General features: G+C 68.1%; 21 protein-coding genes. 9 read left to right on the top strand and 12 right to left on the bottom strand.

Annotated features, from left to right (window positions below; translation table 11 throughout):
* Window positions 1–86: 86 nt before the first annotated feature.
* Window positions 87–1,910 (top strand): glutamine--fructose-6-phosphate transaminase (isomerizing), encoded by a 1,824-nt coding sequence (gene glmS / locus AB3K92_RS13735; RefSeq protein ID WP_104767595.1) that lies wholly within the window; start codon window positions 87–89, stop codon window positions 1,908–1,910.
* Complete coding sequence (locus AB3K92_RS13730) at window positions 1,907–3,172, top strand: hypothetical protein (protein ID WP_369465258.1); 1,266 nt, start codon at window positions 1,907–1,909, stop codon at window positions 3,170–3,172. The genes glmS and AB3K92_RS13730 overlap by 4 nt, the downstream gene beginning before the upstream one ends.
* Window positions 3,173–3,218: 46 nt before the next feature.
* Here the strand turns inward: AB3K92_RS13730 and AB3K92_RS13725 are convergent, their stop codons facing one another.
* Entirely contained in the window at window positions 3,219–4,061 is an 843-nt protein-coding gene (locus AB3K92_RS13725) for a DUF3626 domain-containing protein (protein ID WP_369465257.1), read from the bottom strand.
* Between the two features lie 258 nt (window positions 4,062–4,319).
* On the opposite strand from AB3K92_RS13725, the gene AB3K92_RS13720 reads away from it, so the two are divergent.
* Entirely contained in the window at window positions 4,320–5,156 is an 837-nt protein-coding gene (locus tag AB3K92_RS13720; RefSeq protein WP_059677102.1) for a cytochrome c, read from the top strand.
* Between the two features lie 29 nt (window positions 5,157–5,185).
* The gene (locus AB3K92_RS13715) at window positions 5,186–5,668 is read left to right on the top strand and encodes a GNAT family N-acetyltransferase (protein WP_226202121.1); all 483 of its coding nucleotides are present in this window, start codon (window positions 5,186–5,188) and stop codon (window positions 5,666–5,668) included.
* 87 nt (window positions 5,669–5,755) lie between these two features.
* Here AB3K92_RS13715 and AB3K92_RS13710 read toward each other — a convergent pair whose 3' ends face one another.
* Genes AB3K92_RS13710 through AB3K92_RS13700 form a run of 3 tightly spaced genes read right to left on the bottom strand, consistent with a single transcriptional unit; the run spans window position 5,756 to window position 8,764 of the window.
* Window positions 5,756–7,021 (bottom strand): Zn-dependent hydrolase, encoded by a 1,266-nt coding sequence (locus AB3K92_RS13710; RefSeq protein WP_369465256.1) that lies wholly within the window; start codon window positions 7,019–7,021, stop codon window positions 5,756–5,758.
* A complete protein-coding gene (locus AB3K92_RS13705) occupies window positions 7,014–7,538 on the bottom strand; it encodes an L-2-amino-thiazoline-4-carboxylic acid hydrolase (protein WP_021160901.1) in 525 nt (174 codons plus the stop codon). Before AB3K92_RS13705 ends, AB3K92_RS13710 begins: the two co-directional genes overlap by 8 nt.
* A 59-nt stretch (window positions 7,539–7,597) precedes the next feature.
* Window positions 7,598–8,764 (bottom strand): branched-chain amino acid ABC transporter substrate-binding protein, encoded by a 1,167-nt coding sequence (locus AB3K92_RS13700; RefSeq protein WP_060341559.1) that lies wholly within the window; start codon window positions 8,762–8,764, stop codon window positions 7,598–7,600.
* Window positions 8,765–8,941: 177 nt separating this feature from the next.
* On the opposite strand from AB3K92_RS13700, the gene AB3K92_RS13695 reads away from it, so the two are divergent.
* From AB3K92_RS13695 to ahpF, 5 genes are all read left to right on the top strand, one after another.
* Window positions 8,942–9,838 (top strand): LysR substrate-binding domain-containing protein, encoded by an 897-nt coding sequence (locus tag AB3K92_RS13695; RefSeq protein ID WP_048026027.1) that lies wholly within the window; start codon window positions 8,942–8,944, stop codon window positions 9,836–9,838.
* Between the two features lie 90 nt (window positions 9,839–9,928).
* Window positions 9,929–10,147 carry a hypothetical protein gene (locus AB3K92_RS13690; protein WP_021160898.1) on the top strand — a complete coding sequence of 73 codons (219 nt, stop codon included), beginning with the start codon at window positions 9,929–9,931 and terminating at the stop codon, window positions 10,145–10,147.
* The gene (locus AB3K92_RS13685) at window positions 10,141–10,506 is read left to right on the top strand and encodes a type II toxin-antitoxin system VapC family toxin (RefSeq protein WP_021160897.1); all 366 of its coding nucleotides are present in this window, start codon (window positions 10,141–10,143) and stop codon (window positions 10,504–10,506) included. Before AB3K92_RS13690 ends, AB3K92_RS13685 begins: the two co-directional genes overlap by 7 nt.
* Before the next feature lie 336 nt (window positions 10,507–10,842).
* Window positions 10,843–11,406, top strand: coding sequence for an alkyl hydroperoxide reductase subunit C (ahpC, locus tag AB3K92_RS13680; RefSeq protein WP_006488685.1), 564 nt, complete (start codon window positions 10,843–10,845; stop codon window positions 11,404–11,406).
* 128 nt (window positions 11,407–11,534) lie between these two features.
* Entirely contained in the window at window positions 11,535–13,133 is a 1,599-nt protein-coding gene (ahpF, locus tag AB3K92_RS13675; protein WP_059492406.1) for an alkyl hydroperoxide reductase subunit F, read from the top strand.
* Window positions 13,134–13,367: 234 nt separating this feature from the next.
* On the opposite strand, the gene AB3K92_RS13670 is transcribed toward ahpF, so the two are convergent.
* From AB3K92_RS13670 to AB3K92_RS13635, 8 genes are all read right to left on the bottom strand, one after another.
* The gene (locus AB3K92_RS13670; RefSeq protein ID WP_369465255.1) at window positions 13,368–14,141 is read right to left on the bottom strand and encodes an extensin; all 774 of its coding nucleotides are present in this window, start codon (window positions 14,139–14,141) and stop codon (window positions 13,368–13,370) included.
* 160 nt (window positions 14,142–14,301) lie between these two features.
* Window positions 14,302–14,856, bottom strand: a complete 555-nt coding sequence (locus AB3K92_RS13665; protein ID WP_060226381.1) for a carboxymuconolactone decarboxylase family protein — start codon at window positions 14,854–14,856, stop codon at window positions 14,302–14,304.
* 32 nt (window positions 14,857–14,888) lie between these two features.
* Window positions 14,889–16,223 (bottom strand): aspartate aminotransferase family protein, encoded by a 1,335-nt coding sequence (locus tag AB3K92_RS13660; RefSeq protein ID WP_048026022.1) that lies wholly within the window; start codon window positions 16,221–16,223, stop codon window positions 14,889–14,891.
* Window positions 16,224–16,238: 15 nt separating this feature from the next.
* Window positions 16,239–17,288 carry a C45 family autoproteolytic acyltransferase/hydolase gene (locus tag AB3K92_RS13655; RefSeq protein WP_369465254.1) on the bottom strand — a complete coding sequence of 350 codons (1,050 nt, stop codon included), beginning with the start codon at window positions 17,286–17,288 and terminating at the stop codon, window positions 16,239–16,241.
* Window positions 17,289–17,308: 20 nt separating this feature from the next.
* Entirely contained in the window at window positions 17,309–18,037 is a 729-nt protein-coding gene (glnQ, locus tag AB3K92_RS13650) for a glutamine ABC transporter ATP-binding protein GlnQ (RefSeq protein ID WP_369465253.1), read from the bottom strand.
* A complete protein-coding gene (gene glnP / locus AB3K92_RS13645) occupies window positions 18,034–18,741 on the bottom strand; it encodes a glutamine ABC transporter permease GlnP (RefSeq protein WP_021160890.1) in 708 nt (235 codons plus the stop codon). The genes glnQ and glnP overlap by 4 nt, the downstream gene beginning before the upstream one ends.
* A 15-nt stretch (window positions 18,742–18,756) precedes the next feature.
* Window positions 18,757–19,509: a glutamine ABC transporter substrate-binding protein GlnH gene (glnH, locus tag AB3K92_RS13640; protein WP_369465252.1), complete on the bottom strand. Its 753-nt coding sequence runs from the start codon at window positions 19,507–19,509 to the stop codon at window positions 18,757–18,759.
* 523 nt (window positions 19,510–20,032) lie between these two features.
* On the bottom strand, window positions 20,033–23,572 hold the full coding sequence (locus tag AB3K92_RS13635) for an ATP-binding cassette domain-containing protein (RefSeq protein WP_369465251.1): 3,540 nt from the start codon (window positions 23,570–23,572) through the stop codon (window positions 20,033–20,035).
* Window positions 23,573–23,608: the final 36 nt, after the last annotated feature.

The raw sequence follows: 23,608 nt of genomic DNA, 5'->3' as shown, positions 1-23,608 counted from the left end.
CCGCGCGGCGCCACTCCTGAAGCCGCACTGCCGCGCTGTGCCGGCAGGCCGGCAACCTTTTGCAGTTTTTGCGGACGAGGTGAATCATGTGCGGAATCGTCGGAGCAAGCGGCCTGAACAATCAGGTGCCGCAACTGGTCAATGCGCTGAGCCGGCTCGAGTATCGCGGCTACGATTCGTGCGGCATCGCCGTGCAGGACGACGGCCGCCTGCGCAGCGAGCGCACGCTGCGGCGCGTGACCGACCTGCAGGCCCGCGTGCTGACGCTGGGCCTCGAGGCGCAGACCTGCATCGCGCATACGCGCTGGGCGACACACGGCGCACCGTCGGAAATGAACGCGCATCCGATCATGTCCGGCGACACGATCGCGGTCGTGCACAACGGCATCATCGAGAACCACGACGCGCTGCGCGCGGAGCTGCGCGAGCGCGGCTACACGTTTCGCGGCCAGACCGACACCGAGGTGATCGCGCACCTGATCCACAGCCTCTATCGCGACGACCTGTTCGACGCGGTCGTGCGCGCGGTGAAGCGGCTGCACGGCGCGTATGCGATCGCCGTGCTGAGCGCGCGCGAGCCGCAGCGCCTCGTCGCCGCGCGCGCGGGCTCGCCGCTCGTGATCGGCATCGGGGCCGAACAGAACTACCTCGCGTCGGATTGCGCGGCGCTCGGCGACCTGACCGACCGCTTCGTTTACCTGGAGGACGGCGACGTCGCGCTGATCACGCCGGAGCGCATCGCCGTGGTCGACTCGGGCGGACACGACGCCCAGCGCCCGCTGTGCCAGGTGAAGGCGCGCGAAGGCGACGCCGCGCTCGGCCCGTACCAGCACTTCATGCAGAAGGAGATCTTCGAGCAGCCGAAGGCGATCGACAACACGCTCGACGGCATCGACACGATCTCGCCAGCGCTGTTCGACACGACCGACGACGCGCGCACGCGACTGTCGAGAGTCAGGAGCGTGCTGCTGCTCGGCTGCGGCACCAGCTACTACGCGGGCCTGACCGCGAAATACTGGCTCGAGTCGATCGCGGGCGTGCCTGCCCAGGTCGAGATCGCCAGCGAGTTCCGCTACCGCGACACGGTGGCCGATCCGCGCACGCTCGTCGTCGGCATTTCGCAATCGGGCGAAACCGCCGACACGATCGGCGCGATCGAGCGTGCGCGCGACATGGGCCAGGAACTGTCGATGGCGATCTGCAACGTGGCGACCAGCACGATCGCGCGCAACGCGCCGCTGCGGTTCCTGACACGGGCCGGCATCGAGCTCGGCGTCGCGTCGACCAAGGCGTTCACGACGCAGCTCGTCGCGCTGTTCGTGCTGACGCTGACGCTCGCGCAGCTGCGCGGCCGGCTCGATGCGGCGCAGGTCGCGCTGCACCTGAAGCAGTTGCGTGCGCTGCCCGAGCGCATCGGCCACGCGCTCGCGCTCGAAACGCAGATCATGGGCTGGGCCGCGAAGTTCGCGCGTACCGAAAACGCGCTGTTCCTCGGGCGCGGCATTCATTTTCCGATCGCGCTGGAAGGCGCACTGAAGCTCAAGGAGGTGTCGTACATCCACGCCGAAGGCTACGCGGCCGGCGAACTGAAGCACGGCCCGCTCGCGCTCGTCACGAGCGCGATGCCGGTCGTCACGATCGCGCCGGACGACCGCCTGTTCCAGAAGCTGAAGTCCAACATGGCCGAAGTGCGCGCGCGCGGCGGGCGGCTCTACGTGCTGGCGGGCAGCGCACTCGACATCGACGCCGACCGCGACACGCACCTGATCCGCGTGCGCGAATCGAGCGACCTGCTGTCGCCGATCGTCAACGTGATCCCGCTGCAACTGCTCGCGTATCACGTCGGCTGCGCGCGCGGCGCCGACGTCGACAAGCCGCGCAACCTCGCGAAATCGGTGACCGTCGAATGAGGTGGCGAGCGCGCCCGGCGCAGGCGGTCGCGCGGTGCGTCGCGGCCGCGCTGTGTGGCGCATACTGCATCGTCACGGCGCCGCCGGCCGTCGCCGCCACGCCGGCCGTGCATACGGTCGCCGTGCCGGCAGCCCCGGCCCCCCACCCGGCCGCCGATCCGCGCAGCTTCATGCACGGCATCGGCGTGGCCGACGCCGGCAACGGCAAGCGCTGGGTGTTCTTCAGCAGCTCGGGCATCGTGCCGCGCGGCGCGATGCGCAACGGCAACTGGCCGCATGACGTGTACGTCGGAGAATGGCTGCCCGGCGGGTCGCACCTGCTGCGCGTCCATACGTTCATCAGCCGCCCCGAGGCGCAGGAACCGGTGTCGATCGCGCAGAACGCGCGCGGCGACATCTTCGTCACGTTCGAGGACGGCTGGAACGCGCCGCAGGAAGTCAGCCAGCGCTACGGCGTCTACCGCCGCGACCTGAAGCCGATCAAGCCCTACCCGAACGACGTCGAATCGGGCGGCCACTCGGGGCACGTCGCCACGGCTGCCGACCGCTTCGTCGTGTTCTATTCCGCCGACTGGATCGACGGCGGCGGCGTCGACAACCTCGGCACCGGCAACGGCGTCTACGTGAAGACCTACGACGCGGCCGGGCGCGTGCTGAACCACGTCGCGGTCGCGCCGCACCGCCGTGAGTGGTGGCCCATGGTCGCGGGCTCGCCGCATGCCGCGCTGCTCGTGTGGCAGAAGTTCATCGAAGGCAGCACGGACGCGACGCTCGAATACGCGATGTTCGACCCGGTCACCGCGAAGCTGGACAAGCTGGGAACGCTGAACGACGCGATCCAGTACTACGTTTACGCGTCGGCGTATGTGCCGGAGATCGACCGCTTCATCGTCGTCACGACGACGGCGGACGATCGCGGCATCGCGATGCTGATCGCGCCGGACGGCCGCCGCACGGCGACGCTCGACTGCCTGCCGGCGTCGGTGCGCGAATCCGGCATCGGGGTGTCCGGCACGCATGCGTACGTGCCGATCCGCGACGGCCGGCTGCTGACGCTGGCACTCGGGCCGACGGACATCGCGGTCGACGGCGTGCAGCGTTCGCCGATTCCGTGGGGCATGACGGGCATCGCCGGTTTCCCGGCGCGCGGCAACGCGATGCATTTCGTGTCGCTGACGCCGTCGGGCACGCGCGAAGCCGATTTCGAGCCTGCGCACGACACGCCGATGCCGAAAAGCGCAGTGCCTTGTTCGAGTCATTGAAGCGACGACGCGCAAGTGTCGCGCGGCGCATGCCGGATGAGTGCGGTCAGTCCGCGTTTTCGCGCGCCAGTCCAAACCGCGCCATGCAATGCCACACCCATTTGGCCGTCTGATAGTCGAGTGTGCCGTCGCGCGCGCGGCCGAGCACGGCCGGCGTCACGATGCGGTCGACGGCGATGCGTTCGATCGCGTCGGCGGCCGCCTGCCCGCGGAATTGCGCGCACTCGGCCAGCCGGTCGAGCGACAGCCGGAAGCCGTCGTGCCACTCGATCCGGCAGCCCGACCGCCTCGCCGCGGCCTCGACCGGCGTATCGCGATAGCTCGGATCGAGCACGATCGCGTCGACGTCGTCGTCCAGACTGACCACGCCATGCACCTGCGCCTCGATGTAGTTGTCGAGCAGCGGATCGAGGCCGGCGCGGTTTTCGGCTGCGAGCGCGATCAGCGCCGTGCAGTCGTGAATCGCGAAATGCTCGGGCCGGTAATGGCTGTCGGGGTAACAGAAGGTCGTGCGCCGATACGCGTCGCCATGCAGGCGCAAATGACAGGACCCGAAGCGGCGCGACCCGCCGACGGGATCGCCCAGATGGTTCAGCGCGCCGTACTTCGGCCGCAGCGCGGGGTCGGCGGCATCGTACGCCTGCCCGAACATCCGGCTTTCCCACAGCCAGCGATCGCCGCCGGGATACGCGGTGAGGCCGCCGTTGCTCGTCGCCGTCTCGAACTGGGACCGGTAGATGCCATCGAGGACGATCCGCTCGAGCGTGCCCATACCGTCGGACGGCATGTCCGGATGAAAATTGAGCGTGACGGGAAATGCGTGGCCTTGCCGCGCCGGCGGCCACGATCGTCGGATATGGGCAAGCGCCCGCTCTGCCGGGGAGTCCATGCGTGTTGTCCGGTCTCGTTGAATGCCGCCGGGCCGCGCAGCGCCGACGGTATCCTCGGGCCCACGGCCCGACGTCGGTTGCGGCTGGCCGCACCCGGTGCGTGACGAAGCACGATACACCGTCGCGCGGAACCGGTCACCCGCCCCGCGCCGCAGTCGCCAGCGCCGCGCGTACCGGATAGACTGTCGCCCGATTCCTTCCATCGGCCGCGGCGCCCGCCTCCTGCCGCCGCCGGAACGCCCCTTCCCGGAGAACGAATGCTGAAGCGCCAGTGGTTTTCGCTCGTGCTGCTGACGGTTTGCCTGTTCGGACAACGCGCGTCGGCCCAGTCCACGCTCGAACTCGACACCGACGGCACGGCCCGCCCCCTCACCCGGCAGACACTGCTCGCACGCCCCGACGCGACGGACATCCGTGTGCCGCGCGACATCGCGTACGGCCGGCCGATGACGTTCCGCGCGGTGCCGTTCGCCGCGCTGCTCGGCGACACGCCGCTGCCCGCCGACGGCGTGCTCGAAACGCGCGCCGCCGACGGCTTCGCCGCGCAACTGCCGCTGGACCTCGTGCGCCGCCGTGCGCCGGCCGGCGCCGTTCCGTGGCTCGCGATCGAGGACCCGGCCCATCCGTGGCCGAAGCTGCCCGGCAAGCAGGTCAGCGCGGGGCCGTTCTATCTGGTGTGGCTCGGGCCGGACGCCGCGTCGGTGCGCGGCGAGCAGTGGCCGTACCAGATCGTGCGCGTCACGATCGAATCGTCGCCGCTCGCGCGCTGGCCGTCGCTTGCCGTGGATGCCGCGTTGCCTGCCGACGACCCGGCCCGCGCGGGGCAGCACCTGTTCGTCACGCAATGCCTCGCGTGCCACCGGCTCGACGGCGCGGGCAGCAGCCATGCCGGCCCCGACCTGAACACGCCGATGAACCCGGTCGACTACTTCCAGCCGGCCGCGCTGCGCCGCTACATCCGCAACCCGGCATCGGTGCGCGACTGGCCGGGCCGCGTCATGCCGGCGTTTCCGCCCGACCAGTTGAGCGACCGGGAACTCGAACAGATCGTCGCGTATCTCGCGTATATGGCGCGGCGCAAGGCCGCTCGATAACGCGCGGCCCGATTGCACGAGGAACGTTGATGACTTCAGGCGACCCGCTGTTCACCATCGCATCGATCGACGCCGCGCAGACGCACCCGCTCCGGGCGGCGATCCTGCTGAACGGCGACCTGAACGCCTGCGAACTGGCTGGCGACCATGCGCCGACGACGCTGCATGTCGGCGTGCGCGACGACCGTTCGAACATCGTGGCGGTCGCGTCGCTCTGCGAGGAGTTGCGCGACGACGATCCGGCACGGCCCGCGTGGCGGCTTCGCGGAATGGCCGTCGACCCTGCCGTGCGCGGCATGGGCTTCGGGCGCGTGCTGGTGCAGGTATGCGTGCGGCATGCGCAAGCGCACGGGGCGGCGCTCGTGTGGTGTACGGCACGCGAAGTGGCGTACCGGTTCTATGAAAAGCTCGGTTTTACGGCCGATGGTGAGATGGTGACGATGCCGGGGCGCACCGATACGGCGTTTTACGTGATGCGCCGATACATCGATCGGCATTCGCCAGTGGCCTGACGCGAATTTCGCGTTCGCGGCGCCAGGCCGAAACCGGCACGGCCCGGCGCACACCGTGCCGCCGGGCCGCTGCCGTCACGCTCGGGCTCAGGCCTCTTGCGCGCTCCGCAACACCGCACGCAACAGCACATCCGCCCCCGCCGCCGCCCACTCGGGCGTAATCGCTTCGGCCTCGTTGTGGCTCAGCCCGTCGACGCACGGCACGAAGATCATCCCGGTCGGCGCGACGCGCGCGACATAACACGCGTCATGACCCGCACCGGACACGATGTCCAGGTGCGACAGCCCGAGCGAGCGTGCCGCGTCACGCACCGCGTCGATGCAGCGCGGCGCGAACGGGATCGGCGCATACGTGAAAATCTGCTCGATCTGCGCACCGAGGCCCGTTTCATCGGCCACACGCGCCAGTTCGGCACGCAGCGCCGCGTCCAGTTCGTCGAGCACCGCATCGTCCGGATGACGAAACTCGACCGTGAAGAAGCAGCCGCCCGGCACCGTGTTGCGCGAGTTCGGCCGCGCCTCGATCATCCCGACCGTCGCGCGTGCGTCCGGCGCGTAACGACGGCCGAGCACCTCGATGAACGCGATCATCCGCGCGGCGCCGACCAGCGCATCACGGCGGACCTCCATCGGCGTCGTGCCCGCGTGCGCGTCGACGCCGGTGAGCGTCACTTCGTACCAGCGCTGCCCCTGCCCGCCCGTCACGACACCGATCGTCTTGCCGGCCCGTTCGAGAATCGGGCCCTGCTCGATATGCAGCTCATACGCCGCGTGCACCGGATAACCGCCGACGGGCTCGGCGCCCGCGTAGCCGATCCGCGCCAGTTCCTCGCCGATCGTCCTGCCCGCGCCGTCGGTGCGCGACAGCCCGTATTCGAGCGAATAGACACCCGAGAACACGCCGGCCGACACCATCGCCGGCGCGAAGCGCGAGCCTTCCTCGTTGGTCCAGATCACGACGTCGATCGGGCGCTCGGTCTCGACGCCCGCGTCGTTCAGCGCACGCACGACCTCGAGCCCGCCGAGCACGCCGTAGATGCCGTCGTAGCGGCCGCCCGTCGGCTGCGAATCGGCGTGCGAGCCCGTCATGACCGGCGCGGCGGCGGGATTGCGCCCCGGGCGGCGTGCGAAGACGTTGCCCATCCGGTCCACGCGCACCGTGCAGCCGGCGTCCTGCGCCCATTGCACGAACAGGTCGCGCGACTCGCGATCGAGGTCGGTCAGCGCAAGACGGCAGACGCCGCCCTTCGGCGTCGCACCGATCTGCGCCATCCGTTCGAGCGACGCCCACAGGCGGTCGCCGTCGACGCGCGGCGCGCTTACGATATCCACGTTGCCGCGATCGTCACGCATCGCCGTTCTCCGGCGCGGATTGCAGTGCGTAACGGAAATCGCAGCGCTTGCCGCCCTGCATGATCGTGCTCGTGCGCGTGAGCGCGATGTCCGGCGCATAACCCTGGATGAAATGGCTGTCGCGCGCGCAGCTCAGCAGATGCCCGATCTCGCCGAGCCCCATTGCGTGATACATCTCCGCGTAGCTGCAGCGATGCACGTCGTAGTCGTAGTGCGCGTCGTCCGCGCGCCGCACCTCGACGTCGAGCGCATCGTCCTTCTCCCACAGCACCTGCAGCGCGATGAACGACTTCACGCTCGTGCCGCCCGGCTCCTGCGCGGCGAACGTGCGGCCGGCGTCGACGGCCGCGCCGCGCACGGCTTCCGCGATCACGGCCTGCGCGCGCTCGGCGCCGAACTCGCGCTTCATGATCTCGTAGATCGGCTTGATGATTTCCGCTTCGATGCGGCGCCGCGCGAGGATCCCGAGGCGTGTGTCCTCGGGTGCGGCGGCGGATGTCTGGGTCGCTTCGGTCATGGGGATCGTCCGGGTCGTTTTATCGATGTATTGCGCTGTGTCGCGCCGTGTCGTTTCGCTTACTTGGTTGCGGTGCGCGAGCCGCCGAGCACGTCGACGACGGTCCACTTGCCGCCGCGCACCTGGTAGATCGTGAAGGCCGGGTCCTTCAGGTTGCCTTCGCCGTCGAACGCGATCCGCCCCGTCACGCCGGGCCGGTCGATCGCACGCACCGCCGCGACCAGCTTCGCCGGCTGCGTCGTGCCGGCCTTCTGCGCGGCCGCGATCAGCGTGGCCGCCGCGTCGTACGCGAACGGCGCATGCAGTTCGATCGGCGCACGGAAGCGCGCCTGGTATTGCGTGTCGAATGCCTTGCCGCCCGGCATCCGGTCGAGCGGCAGGCCCGGTTCGAGCGCCGTCACGCCGTCGCCGTCCTTGCCCGCGAGCGACAGGAAGGTCTGGCTCACGAAGCCGCCCGCGCCGAGCAACGGCGCGTTCACGCCGAGCTGGCGCATCCGGCGCGCGATCGGCGCCGCTTGTGCATCGAGGCCGCCGAAGAACACGAGATCCGCGCGCTTGCCCTTGATCGCGGTCAGCACACCGCTGAAATCGGTCGTCTTGTCGTTCACGTACTGGCGATCGACGATCGCCCCGCCGTTCGCCTGCACGCCCTTGATGAACTGGTCGGCGAGCCCCGCGCCGAACGACGTGCGATCGTCGATCACCGCGATACGCTTCGCCTTCAGCGTCTTCACCGCATACGCGCCCGTGAAGTTGCCGCCCGCATCGTCGTGACCCATGATGCGGAAGGCCGTCGCATAACCCTGCTGCGTGTATTGATGGCCGGTGGACGCCGGCGCGATCTGCGGGATGCCCGCATCGCGGTAGACGCGCGATGCCGGCACGCTGCAACCCGTGTTCCAGTGGCCGACGACGCCGATCACGTGCTGGTCGACGAGTTGCTGCGCGACCGCGACGGCCGTGCGCGGATCCGATTGATCGTCGGCCGCGACGAGCTTGTAGACGACCGGCTTGCCGCCGATGGTCGGATGCTTCGCGTTCGCATCGTCGATCGCGAGTTGCGCGCCGTTCTGCAAGTCCTTGCCGATCCGCGCGGACGGGCCGGTGAGCGGCGCGGCGAGACCGATCAGGACCGTCTGCGGCGCGGATTGCGCGAAGGCGGGAACGGAAGCGACCAGGGCGGCCGCCGAGAATGCGAGGGTGGCGTGGAGGAAAGCGATTTTCATGTGCGGGGATGGGTGGATCGAATCAAAACATGAAAAATATTAAATATTGAGCACCCAAACCCCAAATACCCAATTGTTGGATGCTTATATCGCTGGCCACACATTAACCTATATCACTGTAAATACAGGATATTTTTGTGTTGTCGCTTACCCTGATTTTTCGATAAAATTCGACACATGAAAAATATCGAACAATTGCCGCACGATCCACCGCTGCGCGCGGTGCGTGCGTTCGAAGCTTTCGCGCGCCTCGGGTCGGTGACCGCCGCCGCGGGCGAGCTCGACATCACGCCGTCGGCGGTCAGCCATCAGCTGCAGCTGCTCGAAGCGTTCATCCAGACGCCGCTGACGGTGCGCGAGGGCCGGCTGCTCGCGCTCACCGACGAAGGCCGCGATTACTACCGCTCGATCAGCGCCGCGTTCTCGGTGCTGCGCAGCGCGACGCGCTTCGTGCGCGACCGCTCGTCGCTGCGGCAGATCACCGTCAGCCTGATTCCGTTGCTCGGCATCGGCTGGTTCATTCCGAGGCTGCATGCGTTCCTGGCCGACAACACGGACGTCGACGTCACCGTGTTGTACGCGCATCACCGCAACTACCGCAGCGATGCGTCGGACCTGTCGATCCGCTTCGGCACCGGCGACTGGCCCGGCTATCGCTGCGAACGCCTGCTTCCGGGCGCGATGGTGCCGATGTGCAGCCCATCGTTCCTGAAGCGCCACGGGCCGTTCCGCACGCCGGCCGATCTCGCGCGCGCGCCGCTCGTGCACGACGAGGATCGCAGCACGTGGGTCAACTGGCTGCAGGGCGCGGGCGTGCGGCACGTGTCGCACGCGGTGGGGCCGATGTTCGAGGACGGCCAGTTGACGCTGAGCGCCGCGCGCGCGGATCTCGGCGCGGCATTGCTGCGCGCGCCGCTGGTCGAGCGCGAACTGGCGAATGGCGAGCTCGTGAAACTGTTCGATCACGCGCTCGACGACGGGCGCGATTACTACCTGTGTACGCGCGAGGACGCGGACATGCCGGACGGGGCGCGGCGGCTGGCGGAGTGGCTGAGGAAGATGGCGGGGATGTGAGCGGGGTACGCTGCGCCGATTCGCTTGCTATCGTCTTGCGGCCGAAAGATCTGGTATATATGATATGCATATCATATATCGGAGGCTATCATGAGCCGAATTCTGGTCGATCTGTCGGACGGCCAACTCGACGAGTTGGCCGTCATCGTCGAGACTCAACATCGTCCCCGCGCCGCAATCATCCGCGACGCAATCGATGCCTATATTGCCTTGCACAAGCACCGGCTTGCCGACGACGTCTTCGGTCTCTGGAAAGATCGCAAGGTCGACGGGCTCACCTATCAGGAAGAACTGCGCTCGGAATGGTAAAAGCTCTCTTCGATACCAACATCCTGATCGACTATCTGGGCGGCGTGGAATCCGCTCGTGCGGAACTGGGCCGCTACGACTATCGGGCGATCAGCACGATCTCGTGGATGGAGGTCCTGGTCGGCACGTCCGCACAGGACGAGGCACCCATCCGCGCGTGGCTGTCGTCGTTCGATGTCATCGCACTGGACAGCCCGGTTGCGAATCGTGCCGTGACAATCCGCAAGGAACGCCGCATACGCCTTCCCGATGCAATCGTCTGGGCATCGGCACAAGTGAACGGTCTACTGCTCGTGTCGCGCAACACGAAGGACTTCCCTGCCACCGAACCCGGCGTTCGCGTGCCCTACAAGCTCTGAGTCAGCGCCAAGTCACCTCCGAGTCCGAGCCCGTTGTATGCGCCGGAACTCGGCCCTCCCGCAGCACCTGATACGAACGCGCGAGACGACCATCCTGCGCACGCAATGTGCCAGCCCCTCGCGCTGGCGCATCACGCCAAACTGCCCCGCTGTCAACCCGCATTCGTCGGCTATCCGCCCACCGCCTCACAAGCCCCCCAAGCCCAACGCAATCAAGGGCCGGAAGCAGATAGAAATTCCCGATGCCCCGGATTGAAACAAGCAATTTCACAAGCTCAGGGTGAACCCGGATACTGGCAACACTCCACTCACCACTGAAGCAAAGGAACTCTCCAGATGCCGATCATCAACACCCAAATCAAGCCGTTCAAGGCAACCGCTTACCACAACGGCGACTTCGTGCCCGTCTCGGAAGAGAACTTCAAGGGCAAGTGGTCCGTCGTCGTGTTCTACCCGGCCGACTTCACGTTCGTCTGCCCGACCGAGCTGGGCGACCTCGCCGACCGTTACGCGGAATTCCAGAAGCTGGGTGTCGAAATCTACGGCGTGTCGACCGACACGCACTTCACGCACAAGGCATGGCACGACACGTCGGACACGATCGGCAAGATCAAGTACCCGATGATCGGCGACCCGACGCTCACGCTGTCGCGCAACTTCGACGTGCTGATCGAGGAAGAAGGGATGGCACTGCGCGGCACGTTCGTGATCAACCCGGAAGGCGAGATCAAGCTGTGCGAAATCCACGACAACGGCATCGGCCGCGACGCAGGCGAACTGCTGCGCAAGGTGCAGGCCGCGCAATACATCGCGGCGCACCCGGGTGAAGTGTGCCCGGCCAAGTGGACGCCGGGCGCGGAAACGCTGACCCCGTCGCTCGACCTGATCGGCAAGATCTGACGATCGCTCCGCGCGCCTCGCCCGAGGCGCGCGAGACACACGAAGACGGGCCGCCGCCGCATGCGGCCCGCGCCCTCCTCCGGCACGACGTGCCCGACCAGAATCATCAATACGGAATCCGAAACGCCATGCTCGACGCCAATCTCAAGAACCAACTGAAAGCGTACCTCGAAAAAATCACGCGCCCGATCGAACTCGTCGCTTCGCTCGACGACGGCGCGAAATCGCAGGAACTGCTGGCGCTGCTGAACGAGATTGCGTCGCTGACGGATCGCGTGACCGTGACCGAACGCCGCGACGATGCCGAGCGCAAGCCGTCGTTCTCGATCGGCGAGCCCGGCAAGCCGGCCGGCATCCGCTTCGCCGGCATCCCGATGGGCCACGAATTCACGTCACTCGTGCTCGCGCTGCTGCAGACGGGCGGCCACCCGATCAAGCTCGACGACGACGTGGTCGAACAGATCCGCGCGCTCGACGGCGACTACGCGTTCGAAACGTACTTCTCGCTGTCGTGCCAGAACTGCCCGGAAGTCGTGCAGGCGCTGAACGTGATGTCGCTGATCAACCCGCGTATCCGCCACGTCGCGATCGACGGCGCGCTGTTCCAGGATGAAGTCGAGTCGCGCCAGATCATGGCCGTGCCGACGATGTTCCTGAACGGCGCCTCGTTCGGCCAGGGCCGCAGCAGCGTGAAGGAAATCCTCGCAAAACTCGACACGGGCGCCAGCGCACGTGCCGCGAAGTCGCTCGAAAACAAGCCGGTGTTCGATACGCTGATCGTCGGCGGCGGCCCGGCGGGCGCGGCAGCCGCCATCTACTCGGCACGCAAGGGCATTGCGACGGGCGTGGTCGCCGAGCGTTTCGGCGGCCAGGTGCTCGACACGATGGCAATCGAAAACTTCGTGTCGGTGCAGGAAACCGAAGGGCCGAAGTTCGCGACCGCGCTCGAGCAGCACGTGAAGCAGTACGACGTCGACATCATGGACGTGCAGCGTGCCGACGCGCTGATTCCGGGCGACGTGCACCAGATCCGCCTCGCGAACGGCGCGGTGCTGAAGGCGAAGACGATCGTCCTCGCGACCGGCGCACGCTGGCGCGAAATCAACGTGCCCGGCGAGCGTGAATACCGCAACCGTGGCGTCGCGTACTGCCCGCACTGCGACGGCCCGCTGTTCAAGGGCAAGCGTGTCGCGGTGGTCGGCGGCGGCAACTCGGGCGTCGAGGCCGCGATCGACCTCGCCGGCATCGTGAAGGCCGTCACGCTGATCGAATACGGTGCGCAACTGCGCGCGGACGAAGTGCTGCAGCGCAAGCTGCGCAGCCTGCCGAACGTCACGATCGTCACGCAGGCGCAAACGATCGAGCTGACCGGCGACGGCAGCAAGCTGAACGGCCTCGTCTACAAGGATCTGCGCTCGGGCGACACGCAGCGCATCGATCTGGAAGGCGTGTTCGTGCAGATCGGCCTCGTGCCGAACACCGAATGGCTGAAGGGTACGGTCGAACTGTCGAAGCACGGCGAGATCGTCGTCGATGCGCGCGGTGCGACGTCGGTGCCGGGCGTGTTCGCGGCCGGCGACGTGACGACGGTGCCGTTCAAGCAGATCGTGATCGCGGTGGGTGAAGGCGCGAAGGCATCGCTTGGCGCGTTCGACCACCTGATCCGGCAGGACGTCGCACCGGTGGCCGCCGCGCAACCGCAGGCCGAGGAAGCGGTCGCCGCGTAACGCGCGTCGCACATCGGCACAACAGTTTGTCTCTCTTGGCCCCGCATGCTTTGGTCGGCGTGCGGGGCCCTTTTTTGTGTCGACGCCTGGAGGCGCAGACGAATAGCGAATCGCCCTTAACTGACGAGTCGCATTCCCGCAACTTTCGCGTCAAACGTCATCGTGTATTGGCATTGCGCGTCATCGCACGTCCGTTCGATCACGTTCGCAAGCATCACGCTCGAGTTGCGCGGCTTACTTGGTCGCAGTCGAATCGCTATTTGCCGAGGGCGACGCCTTGACACTGCTCGACTGCCTGACCAGTTGCTCGGTCATCGCAGCGGCAACCGGGTTCGCGCCCGACGATGAACCGCCCTGCCGGTACGAACCGGTGCTCGACGATATCGATGATGTCGACGACATCGGCGGCGGCGGCAACGACGGGTCGAGCTTCGCCGATTCCCTCACGAGCGCGGCCGTCTCCGGCGTTTCGGATTTCGTGGCGGAAGGCGCGGCGGCCGCGTGGCGTTCGAGACCGTCGCGCTTGCGCGGTGCGCGTTGCGTGACCTGCGCGGGGGCGACCGGCTGCGCAGGTTTCGCAGCCGGCGCCGGGGCCGGCGGGGTCGAATCCTGCGCATCGACGGTCACGACGTTGACCTTCGGCGCCGGTGCGCTCGGCTGCGCTTTCTCGCTCACGACAGGAACGGCGGGGACGGATGCGGGTGCGGCACCGACACGCGCGGGTGCAGGTGCGGGCGTTGCCGGGGCGGGCGGCTGCGGGGAAACGGCTGCCTGCTTCGATGCCGTATCGGCCCGGGCCGCCGGGGCCGCCGGGGCCGGCGGCGCGATGGCGCCCTGCACCGCGTGATCGTTGTTCGCGGGTGCCACGGCAACCGGCGCGGCGGAATCGCCGATGCCCGAATCTTCGATCGCACGGTGGTCCGCGCGCAGGAGCATCACGTAGGCAGTGCCGGCCGCGGCTACCAGGAGCCCACCGGCGATCATCAAGGTCTTGCGGGTACTCGTCATGCTTGCTCACCGATCATGTCGACGTGAACAAGCCATCATACGCTGCGATCGGCCGTCGATCCCGCACGAATACATTTGGTTGCATTGTGCCGGGAGCAGGTCGTCACGATGTTCGTCAGACGTATCGCCGCCCCGCTCCGGCACGGCCGGAACGCCGCCCTTACTCCGGAAACGGCAATTCGGTCTGCCCGTCCGCACGCATGCCGAACGTGTTCAGCGTCATCGCGACGAGCGCGTAGTAGCCGAGCAATGCAACGAGATTCACGACGGTTTCGTGGCCGAAGCGCGCCTGCGCCCGCGCGAACGTCGCGTCGCTCACGCGCCGCGTGTCGTACAACTCACTCGCGAACGCATGAATCAGCGCATCGTCGTCCGATTCGAATGCGGGCGCGACGCCGAGCCGAATGGCGTCGGCCGTCGCGGCCGGCACCCCCGCTTCGAGCGCGATCGGATGGTGGATGTGCCACTCGGCCTGCGAGCGCCAGCGCGCGGCCGTCACGAGAATCGCGAGTTCCGACAGGCGCAGCGGCAGGCCCGTGCGATAGCGGCAGAACGCGCCGAGCTTCTGCGCGTGCTGGGCCAGTTCGGGGCTCGCGATCCAGCCGAGAAACGGCCCGTTCAGGTTGCCGCGCGGGCCGCTGAGAATGTCGGCCAGCACGGCCTTCTGGGCGTCGGTGGCCGACGCGGGATCGAACGGCGGCAGTCTGTTGGTCATGGCGATCTCCGGAGAACGTTCAACGAATGCACTTACGCGCCGGCCGACGCGAGCGCCGCGTCGATCGCGCCCGACAGCCGCTCGACGATCGTGTCGATCTGCTGCGCGGTGCAAATGAAAGGCGGCGCAACGAGGATGTGATCGCCGTGAACGCCGTCGATCGTCCCGCCCATCGGATACACCATCAACCCGCGCTGCATCGCTTCGCGCTTGACCGCCGCGTGCAGCTTCAGCGCGGGATCGAACGTCGCCTTGGTGTCGCGATCGCGCACGAGCTCGACGCCGACGAACAGCCCGCGGCCGCGCACGTCACCCACATGCGGATGCGCGCCGTAATGCTCGCGCAGCGACGCACGCAACTGCTCGCCGCGCGCCTTCACGTTGTCGAGCAGCTTCTCTTCGGCAATCACGCGCTGCACTTCGAGCGCGGCCGCGCACGCGGTCGCATGGCCGAGGTACGTGTGGCCGTGCTGGAAAAAACCCGAGCCGTCGACGATCGTCCGGTAGATGCGGTCGCTCACCAGCGTCGCGCCGATCGGCTGGTAGCCGGCGCCGAGCCCTTTCGCGATCGTCAGCAGATCGGGCGCGACGCCGTCTTCGTCGCACGCGTACAGGTAACCCGTGCGGCCCATCCCCGACATGATCTCGTCGAGGATCAGCAGCACGCCGTACTTGTCGCACACCGCGCGAATCTTCTTCAGGTACGTGCGCACCGGCGGCACTGCGCCGGCCGTTGCGCCCACCACCGTCTCCGCGACGAACGCCGCGACGTTGTCCGCGCCGAGCTCGACGATCTTCTGCTCGAGTTCGTCGGCCAGACGCTGCGCGTACGCTTCGTCGGTTTCGCCGGCCTGCCGGTCGCGATAGGCAAAGCACGGGCTCACGTGGTGCGCCTCGATCAGCAGCGGCAGGAACGGCTCGCGCCGCCACGCATTCCCGCCGATCGCGAGCGCGCCGAGCGTGTTGCCGTGATAGCTCTGGCGTCGCGCGATGAAATGGCGGCGCTGCGGCTCGCCCTTCTCGACGAAATACTGGCGCGCGAGCTTCAGCGCGGCCTCGACCGCCTCGGAGCCGCCCGACACGAAATACACGTGTTCGAGGCCGGCCGGCGCGGCTTCGACGAGCCGGTCGGCGAGTTCCTCGGCCACGTCGGTCGTGAAGAACGACGTGTGCGCGTAGGCCAGTTGCTGCGCCTGCCGCTTGATCGCATCGATCACGCGCTGGTTGCTGTGGCCGAGACACGAAACGGCCGCGCCGCCGCACGCGTCGATATAGCGTTTGCCGGTCGAGTCGATGATCTCGATGCCGTCGCCTGCGACGGCGACGGGCAAGGTGGCGCGCGGAGCGCGATGGAAAACGGTCGTCATGCGTTGCCTCATGGATCAGGATGCGTCGTGCGCGCGTCCGGACGGCACGATGCGTGTCGCGAAACGCTGCGTGCCTTGTTGGTGAATGGTGACGTCGATCGACGCCGCGTCGATCGCGAACACGGCCGTGGCCAGCGTATTTTCGTCGTCGGGGTCCGCAGGATCGTCGCGGTAGATCGGCAACCCTTCCGGTGCACGATCGCCGAGCACGCGCAGCAGCGCGGCTTCATCGATCGCGTCGATCCCGGGCACGAGCGCGTCGACGCGGCGCTGGCGGTCGGCCGACGATTGCGTGACGATCTGCGCCTCTGCTTCACAGCCCGGATGCACGAGATGGTTCGCGTGCCCGGCCAGCGTCGCCACGTCGACGACCGAGCAGCGCGCGGCACTCGCCTCGATGCTCAGCAGCCGCGTGTCGCCGGTCGCGCCGAGCGTATGGTGAAAGCCGCTCGCGCGTGCATTCACGCGCAGCACGTCGGCGGCCTCGTCGAGCGACGCCGCATCGAGCACCGCGCGCGCGAGGATCATGCGCGGCACGCCCGACGCGGGCGTCCTGATCCGCAGGTTGTTGATCGCCTGCACGATGCCGGCCCGGTTAGCGGCGAAGGTGTGCCCCGGCAGCGAGCCCGGGTAGTAGAAGCTGACGAAGCCCGGCTTGCCGTCGGGCTGCACGTCGACGAGCAGGCAGCGTTCGCGCAGGAACGGATCGCCGTCCTCGTTGTGCGCGATCCAGCGCGTGCCGGCCGCATCGCGCGCGGCCAGCGTCGTGCAACCGTCCGGCGCGTTGTGGATCAGCTCGCCGCGGCAGTTCCACAGGAAGATGTCCTCGGCCGGCCAGCCGACACCCGCCGCGATCCCGTCCAGTTCCGCGACGAGATCGGGGTACGCGGCCAGCGCCGCCTGCCGCAGCGCATCGACGAACGGATGGCCGCGCCAGCGGCGTACGGCCTGCCACGCGCTGCTCTGCTGCATGTACGCGTCGAACACGGGACGGGCGAGTTCGCCGAGGCGCACGCCGATGTCGAACGGCGCACCGGCGATGACAGGAGTAAGGGAAAGCGGCATGTCGGCCATTTCGGTTTCGTTCAGGACACGTGTTTCAGGAATTCCTTCAGGCGCGGGGTCGGCGGCCGGTCGATCAGGTCGACCGGATGGCCGTCCTCGGCAATGCCGCCCTGATCCATGAACAGCAGGCGCGTGCCGACCCGTTTCGCGAAGCCGATCTCGTGCGTGACGACGATCATCGTCATCCCTTCGTTGGCGAGATCCTGCATTACTTTCAGCACTTCGTGGCGCAATTCCGGATCGAGCGCCGACGTCGGCTCGTCGAACAGCATCAGCCGCGGCCGGATCGCGAGTGCGCGCGCGATCGCGACGCGCTGCTGCTGGCCGCCCGACAGCTCCGACGGGTAATGATTCGCACGCGATTCGAGGCCGACCTTGTCGAGCAGCGCCATCGCCTGGTCGCGTGCGTCGGCACGTGACGCGCCGCGCACCTGGATCGGCCCGAACATCACGTTCTCGAGCGCGGTCATTTGCGGAAACAGGTTGAACTGCTGGAACACCATGCCGGCTTCGAGCCGGATGTTGCGGATCGTCGTCGCGTTGCCGCGCACGCTCTGGCCGTCGACGAGCAGTTCGCCGCCGGTGATTTTCTCGAGCGCGTTGATACAGCGCAGCATCGTCGACTTGCCCGAGCCGGACGGGCCGATCACGACGACCACCTCGCCCGCGTCGATCTTCAGGTCGATGTGCTTCAGCACCGGCACGGGGCCAAAACTCTTCGACACGTTCTGGAATTCGATCATGCTCATAGAATTCTCATCCTCTTTTCGACGAGCCGCAGCGTCAGCGTCATCGCGCCGGTCAGCAGCAGGTAGATGACGGCCACGGCGCTCCAGATCTCGACCGCCTGGAAATTGCCCGCGATGATTTCCTGCCCCTTGCGCGTCAGTTCGCCGACGCCGATCACGATGAACAGCGACGTGTCCTTCAGGCTCACGATGCACTGGTTGCCGAGCGGCGGAATCAGCCGCCGGAACGCGAGCGGCCCGACCACCTTCAGCAGCACGCGCGGCATCGACAACCCCATCGCGAGCCCCGCTTCCGTCAGCCCCTTCGGGATCGACAGCAGCGCGCCGCGCACCACTTCCGCGAGATACGCGCCGGAATTCACCGTGATCGCGATGATCGCGGCCGTCAGGCCGTCGATGCGGATATGCGCGAGCAGCGGCAGCGCGAAGTACAGGAACATCACCTGCACGACGATCGGCGTGCCGCGAATCAACTCTATATAAACCTGGGCGAGCACGTTCATCGCCTTCGGTCCGTACGCGCGGAACATGCCCGCGATCATCCCGACGATGAAGCCGCCCACCAGCCCGAAAAATGCGATGAACACCGTCAACCGGACCCCGTCCATCAGGTCCGGCAACGCCGCCCAGATCGCCGACCAATCGAAATTCACTTGTCGCTCCCCGTTCGATTCAAGACCGGCGCGGCCGCCCGGCCGCGCCATGGTGCGCCGCCGCGCTTACATCTTCGGCGGCTCGGCGCCGAACCACTTCTTGTAGATCTGCGCGTAGCGGCCGTCGGCCTTGATCTTCACGAGCGACGCGTTGACCTTCGGCACGAGCGGGCTGCCCTTCGGGAAACCCATCCCGTACTTGTCGCCGCTGACCGGCTGGCCCGCGACCTTCACCTTGCCCTTGCCTTCGTTGTTCACGAAGAACAGCACGTTCGGCGTGTCGTGCATCGCCGCGTCGACCCGGCCGGCTTCGAGCGCGAGGTAGGCCTGGTCGATGTTCGGGAACTGGCGGATCTCCTTCGGCTTCAGGTGCGCCTTGATCCAGTCGATGGTCGCGGTGCCCGTCTTCGCGGCGATCACCTTGCCGTTCAGGTCGTCGATCGACTTGATCGTCGTGTTGCCGGTCTGCACCATCGCCGCGAGACCGCTGTCGTAGTACGGCGCGGAGAAGTCGATCGCCTTCTTGCGCTCTTCCTTGATCGTCATCCCCGACAACGCGACGTCGATGTTCTGCGTCTGCAGGGCCGGGATCAGGCCCGCGAAATCCATCGGCTGGATCGTGTATTTCCAGCCCTGGTCCTTCGCGATCTCCGCCCACAGGTCGAGATCGAAGCCGACATACTTGTCGCCCTGCTTGAACTCGAACGGCATGAACGACGTGTCGGTGCCGACGACGAGCGTCCTGCTATCCGCGTGTGCGAGGCTTGCGCCGAGCGCGGCAACGACCGCGACGGCTTTCAGGAAGGAACGGCGACTCATGATTTCTCTCCGCATGATTGAGCGATGTGACCGGCCAGCCGGCCGGCGGTAACGACGACATCAAGCCGCACCGCAACATGCGATGTCGAATTAGACCTTAGTGCAACAAGTGTTGTCAACCGCGATACTACGACAACAAAAAAACGCGCAACGGATAAATGCATCGAAACAAACCCGGGGCGCGCGGCGCGGATAAATCGGAGGAAAGGGAGGGTGGCGCGGGGCGAAGCACCCGGGCCGGATCACGCCGCGCCGAACGGCGGCGGCGCCTGGGCGCAGTTGGCGGTGACCGGGCCGGCTTGCGGCTCAGGGCGTCACGCACGAGAGGAGGAGGATCGCGCGGGCGCTCGGACAATCGTCGCGGCCCGCGCATAGGGTTTGTCAGCGTGAAGCGTCGGCGATCGGGTACGGTGCCGGGGTGGCTGCCCCCGCGACGCACGCACCCGCCGGCGTGACTCGACGAATGTTGCGACACGCGCGCGGAACCGCCGGAAGCGAGGCCCGCGCGTCGATGCGACGTCGATTACACCGCCACCCCGCTTGCCTGATGCGACACGAGCCGCGCATACGCGCCCTGCCGCGCCAGCAGGTCCGCATGCTGTCCGGCCTCGATCACGCGGCCCTGCTCCATCACGAGGATCAGGTCGGCATTACGCACGGTCGACAGCCGGTGCGCGATGATGATCGACGTGCGCTGCGTCATCAGGTCTTCCAGCGCCGCGCGGATCTGCTGCTCGCTGATCGTGTCGAGGTGGGACGTCGCTTCGTCGAGGATCAGCACGGGTGCATCCTTCAGGAACGCACGCGCGATCGCGACGCGCTGGCGCTGGCCGCCCGACAACTGCACGCCGCGCTCGCCGACGCGCGTCGCGAGCCCGTCCGGCAGCCGCGCAACGAATTCGCCGAGCGCCGCATGCTCGATCGCGCGCTGCACGTCCGCGTCGGACGCGTCGTTCGCCGCGAGCCGGATGTTCGCCTCCAGCGTGTCGTTGAACAGGTAGGTATCCTGCGCAACCAGCGCGATGTGCTGGCGCAGGTCGTCGAGCCGCAGGTCGCGCAGGTCGACGCCGCCGAGCGTCACGCGGCCCTGCTGCGGATCCCAGAAGCGCAGCAGCAGGCTCGCGACCGTCGACTTGCCGGCGCCCGACGCACCGACCAGCGCGACCGTGCTGCCGGGCGGCACGTCGAAGCTCACGCGGTCGAGCGCGGGCACGCTGCGGCCCGGGTACGTGAAGGACGTCGCCTCGAAGCGCACCGCCGGATCGGCGGGCAGCGCATGCGTGCCGTCCGTCACCGGCACGGGCTCCTTCTCCAGCGCGCGCAGGCGGCGCGTCGACGCGATCGTGTCGGCGAGCTGGCGCGCGACCTGGCCGATTTCGGCAACCGGCATGAAGGCGGCCACCGCGACCAGCACCAGCAGCGGCAACGACTCGCGCGGAAACCAGCCGCGCGCGCAGAGCAGCGCGCCGAGCGCCGCGACGACCAGCCCGCCGAGCCCGCTCGCGACTTCCAGTGCGGCGCTCTGCGCCGACAGGTCGTCGAGCAGCCTGGCGCGTTGCTTCCGGTACGCATCGACTTCCGCCACGAACGCTTCGCGCCGGCGCGCGACGGCCTGGAACGCGGTCAGCTCCGCGAGCCCCTGGATCGTCTCGGTCAGGTGCGCGCCGAGCTGGCCGAGCGCTTCGCGCGCGCCGGTGCCGAGCCGGTCGACCTCGCGCCGCGCCAGCACCGGTGCAAGCCCGGCCCACAACAGGAACGGCAGCAGCGCGAGCGCGAGCGGCCACGCGACCGACGCGAGCAGCACCAGCACGGCGACCGGCACGAGCACCGCGACGAACGCGGGCGCCAGCGTATGCGCATAGAAATACTCGACGGTCTCGACGTCCTGCGTCGCGAGCGACACGAGATCGCCGGAACGGCGGCGCAGCAGCCCGGCCGGTGCGAGGCGTTCGAGCGTCGCGAACAGCGCGATGCGCATTTCCGCGAGCAGCCGGTACGCCATGTCGTGCGCGAGCCACGATTCGAGCCAGTGCAGCACGGCCGCCACCGGCGCGATCACGAGCAGCGCCGTGACGAGCGCCGGGCTCACATGGCCGCCCGGTACCGCACCGACCACCAGCGCGCCGATCACGCCGACACCGATGAACGCGAGCACGCGGCCGATCCCGAACAGCACCGTCAGCACGACCTTGCCCGTCCACGGCCGCACGAACCGCAGCAGCGTCCGCAGCGTTTCCGGCCAGCCGATCTCCGCCGCATCGTCGTTCAGCGGCCGCACCTGCGGGCCGGACGACGCACGCGCGGTCGCGCCGGCCGTCGTCGCCACGCCGGCCGATTCGGCGACCGCCTCCAGTTGCGGCCCCATCAGCCGGCGATACGGGCCGTCACGCGCGATCAGCGCCGCGTGCGTGCCCTCGTCGACCACCTGCCCCTGGTCGAGCACCAGGATGCGGTCGGCGCCGATCACGCTGGACAGCCGGTGCGCGAGCACGAGCGTGGTCCGCCCGCGCGTGAGCCGGTCGAGTGCCTGCTGGATCAACGCTTCGTTCTCCGCGTCGACCGACGACAGCGCCTCGTCGAGCAGCAGGATCGGTGCGTCGCGCAGCAGCGCGCGGGCAATCGCGAGGCGCTGGCGCTGGCCGCCCGACAGCGTGAGCCCGCGTTCGCCGATGCGCGTCGCATAACCGTCCGGCAGCGCCGAGATGAAATCGTGCGCGTTGGCCGCACGCGCGGCGGCGATCATGTCCGCGTCGCTCGCGTCGGGGCGGCCGAGCCGCAGGTTGTCGGCGACGCTGCCGTCGAACAGCGTCGCATCCTGCGCAACGACCGCGATCATCTCGCGCACCTGGCCGGCATCGAGCGTCCGCACGTCGCGGCCGCCGATGCGGACCGCGCCGCCCTGCGCATCGTGCTGGCGCAGCAGCAGGCGCACGATGGTCGATTTGCCCGCGCCGCTCGGCCCGACGATGGCGACCGTCTCGCCTTCGCGAACCGAGAAGCTCAGCGCCGCATGCGCGTCGGCGCGACGCCCCGGATACGCGAAGCTGACGGCGTCGAACGCGATCTCCGGCCGCAGGCCCTGCACGCGCGGCGCATCGGCGGAAGGCGTGTGGCTCCGCGCATCGAGCAGCGCGTGGATCGCATTCGCCGCCGACTGGCCGATCATCCCCTGATGCAATACCGAACGCAGGTCGCGCAGCGGCCGGAAGATCTCGCTGCCGGCCATCAGCACGATCAGCAGCGCCTCGAGGCTCATGTCACCGTGCCGCACGCGCCACGCGCCGACCGCGATCGCGGCGGCCGCGCCGAGGCCGGTGCCGAGATCGGTGAAGAGCCGCGTCAACAGGCCGAGCGCGAGCACCCAGAACGTGCTGTCGGACAGCGCGCGCGCCTTCGCGGCCAGCTTCGCGCCGAACGCCGTGCCTTGCCCGAACGCCTTCAGCGTCGGCAGGCCTTGCACCGCATCGAGAAACTCCTCGCCGAACGCCTTGAACGCGGCCGAGCGCGCGAGCGCCGCGCGCTTGTCGGCACGATGCACGAGTTGCGGCAGCGCCAGCGTGACGAGCGCCGCGACCAGCAGGATGGCGGCCGTCGGCACGTCCCACCACGCGAGCACCGCGAAGATCATCACCGGCGCGCAGGCGGCGATCACGAGTTGCGGCAGGTAGGTGCCGAAAAAGGTCTGCAGCTGCTCGACGCCGTCGACGACGGCCAGCATCACGCCGCCCGTGCGTTCGCCGCTGAACCATGCGGGGCCGAGCGCCGCGATCCGGTCGAACAGCCGCGCGCGCAGCGTGGCCTGCACGCGCCCGGCCGTGTGCTGCGCGAGCACCGTGCGGCGATGGTCGAGCCACGCGCGCAGCAACACGCAGGCCGCCGTTGCAACGACGGCTTCGCCGATGCTGCGCGCCGGCGCGCCGGAAAAGACCAGCGCCAGCACGCGGCCGAGGAACACGAAGCGCAGGATCCCGACACCCATCGCGAGCAGTCCGAGCGCGACGGCCGCGGCGACCCGCCAGCGCAGTCCCGCCATCATTGCCCATAGTCGTCGGTCGAAATACATGAAGCCCTCCGGTAGTGTCTGGTTGCATTTTTTCTT

It is taken from the genome of Burkholderia sp. Bmkn7, from assembly GCF_041103175.1.
GTDB lineage: Bacteria > Pseudomonadota > Gammaproteobacteria > Burkholderiales > Burkholderiaceae > Burkholderia > Burkholderia cepacia.
Note: the sequence above shows the minus strand (reverse complement) of the source record. Positions and strands in the feature narration are given on the sequence as shown.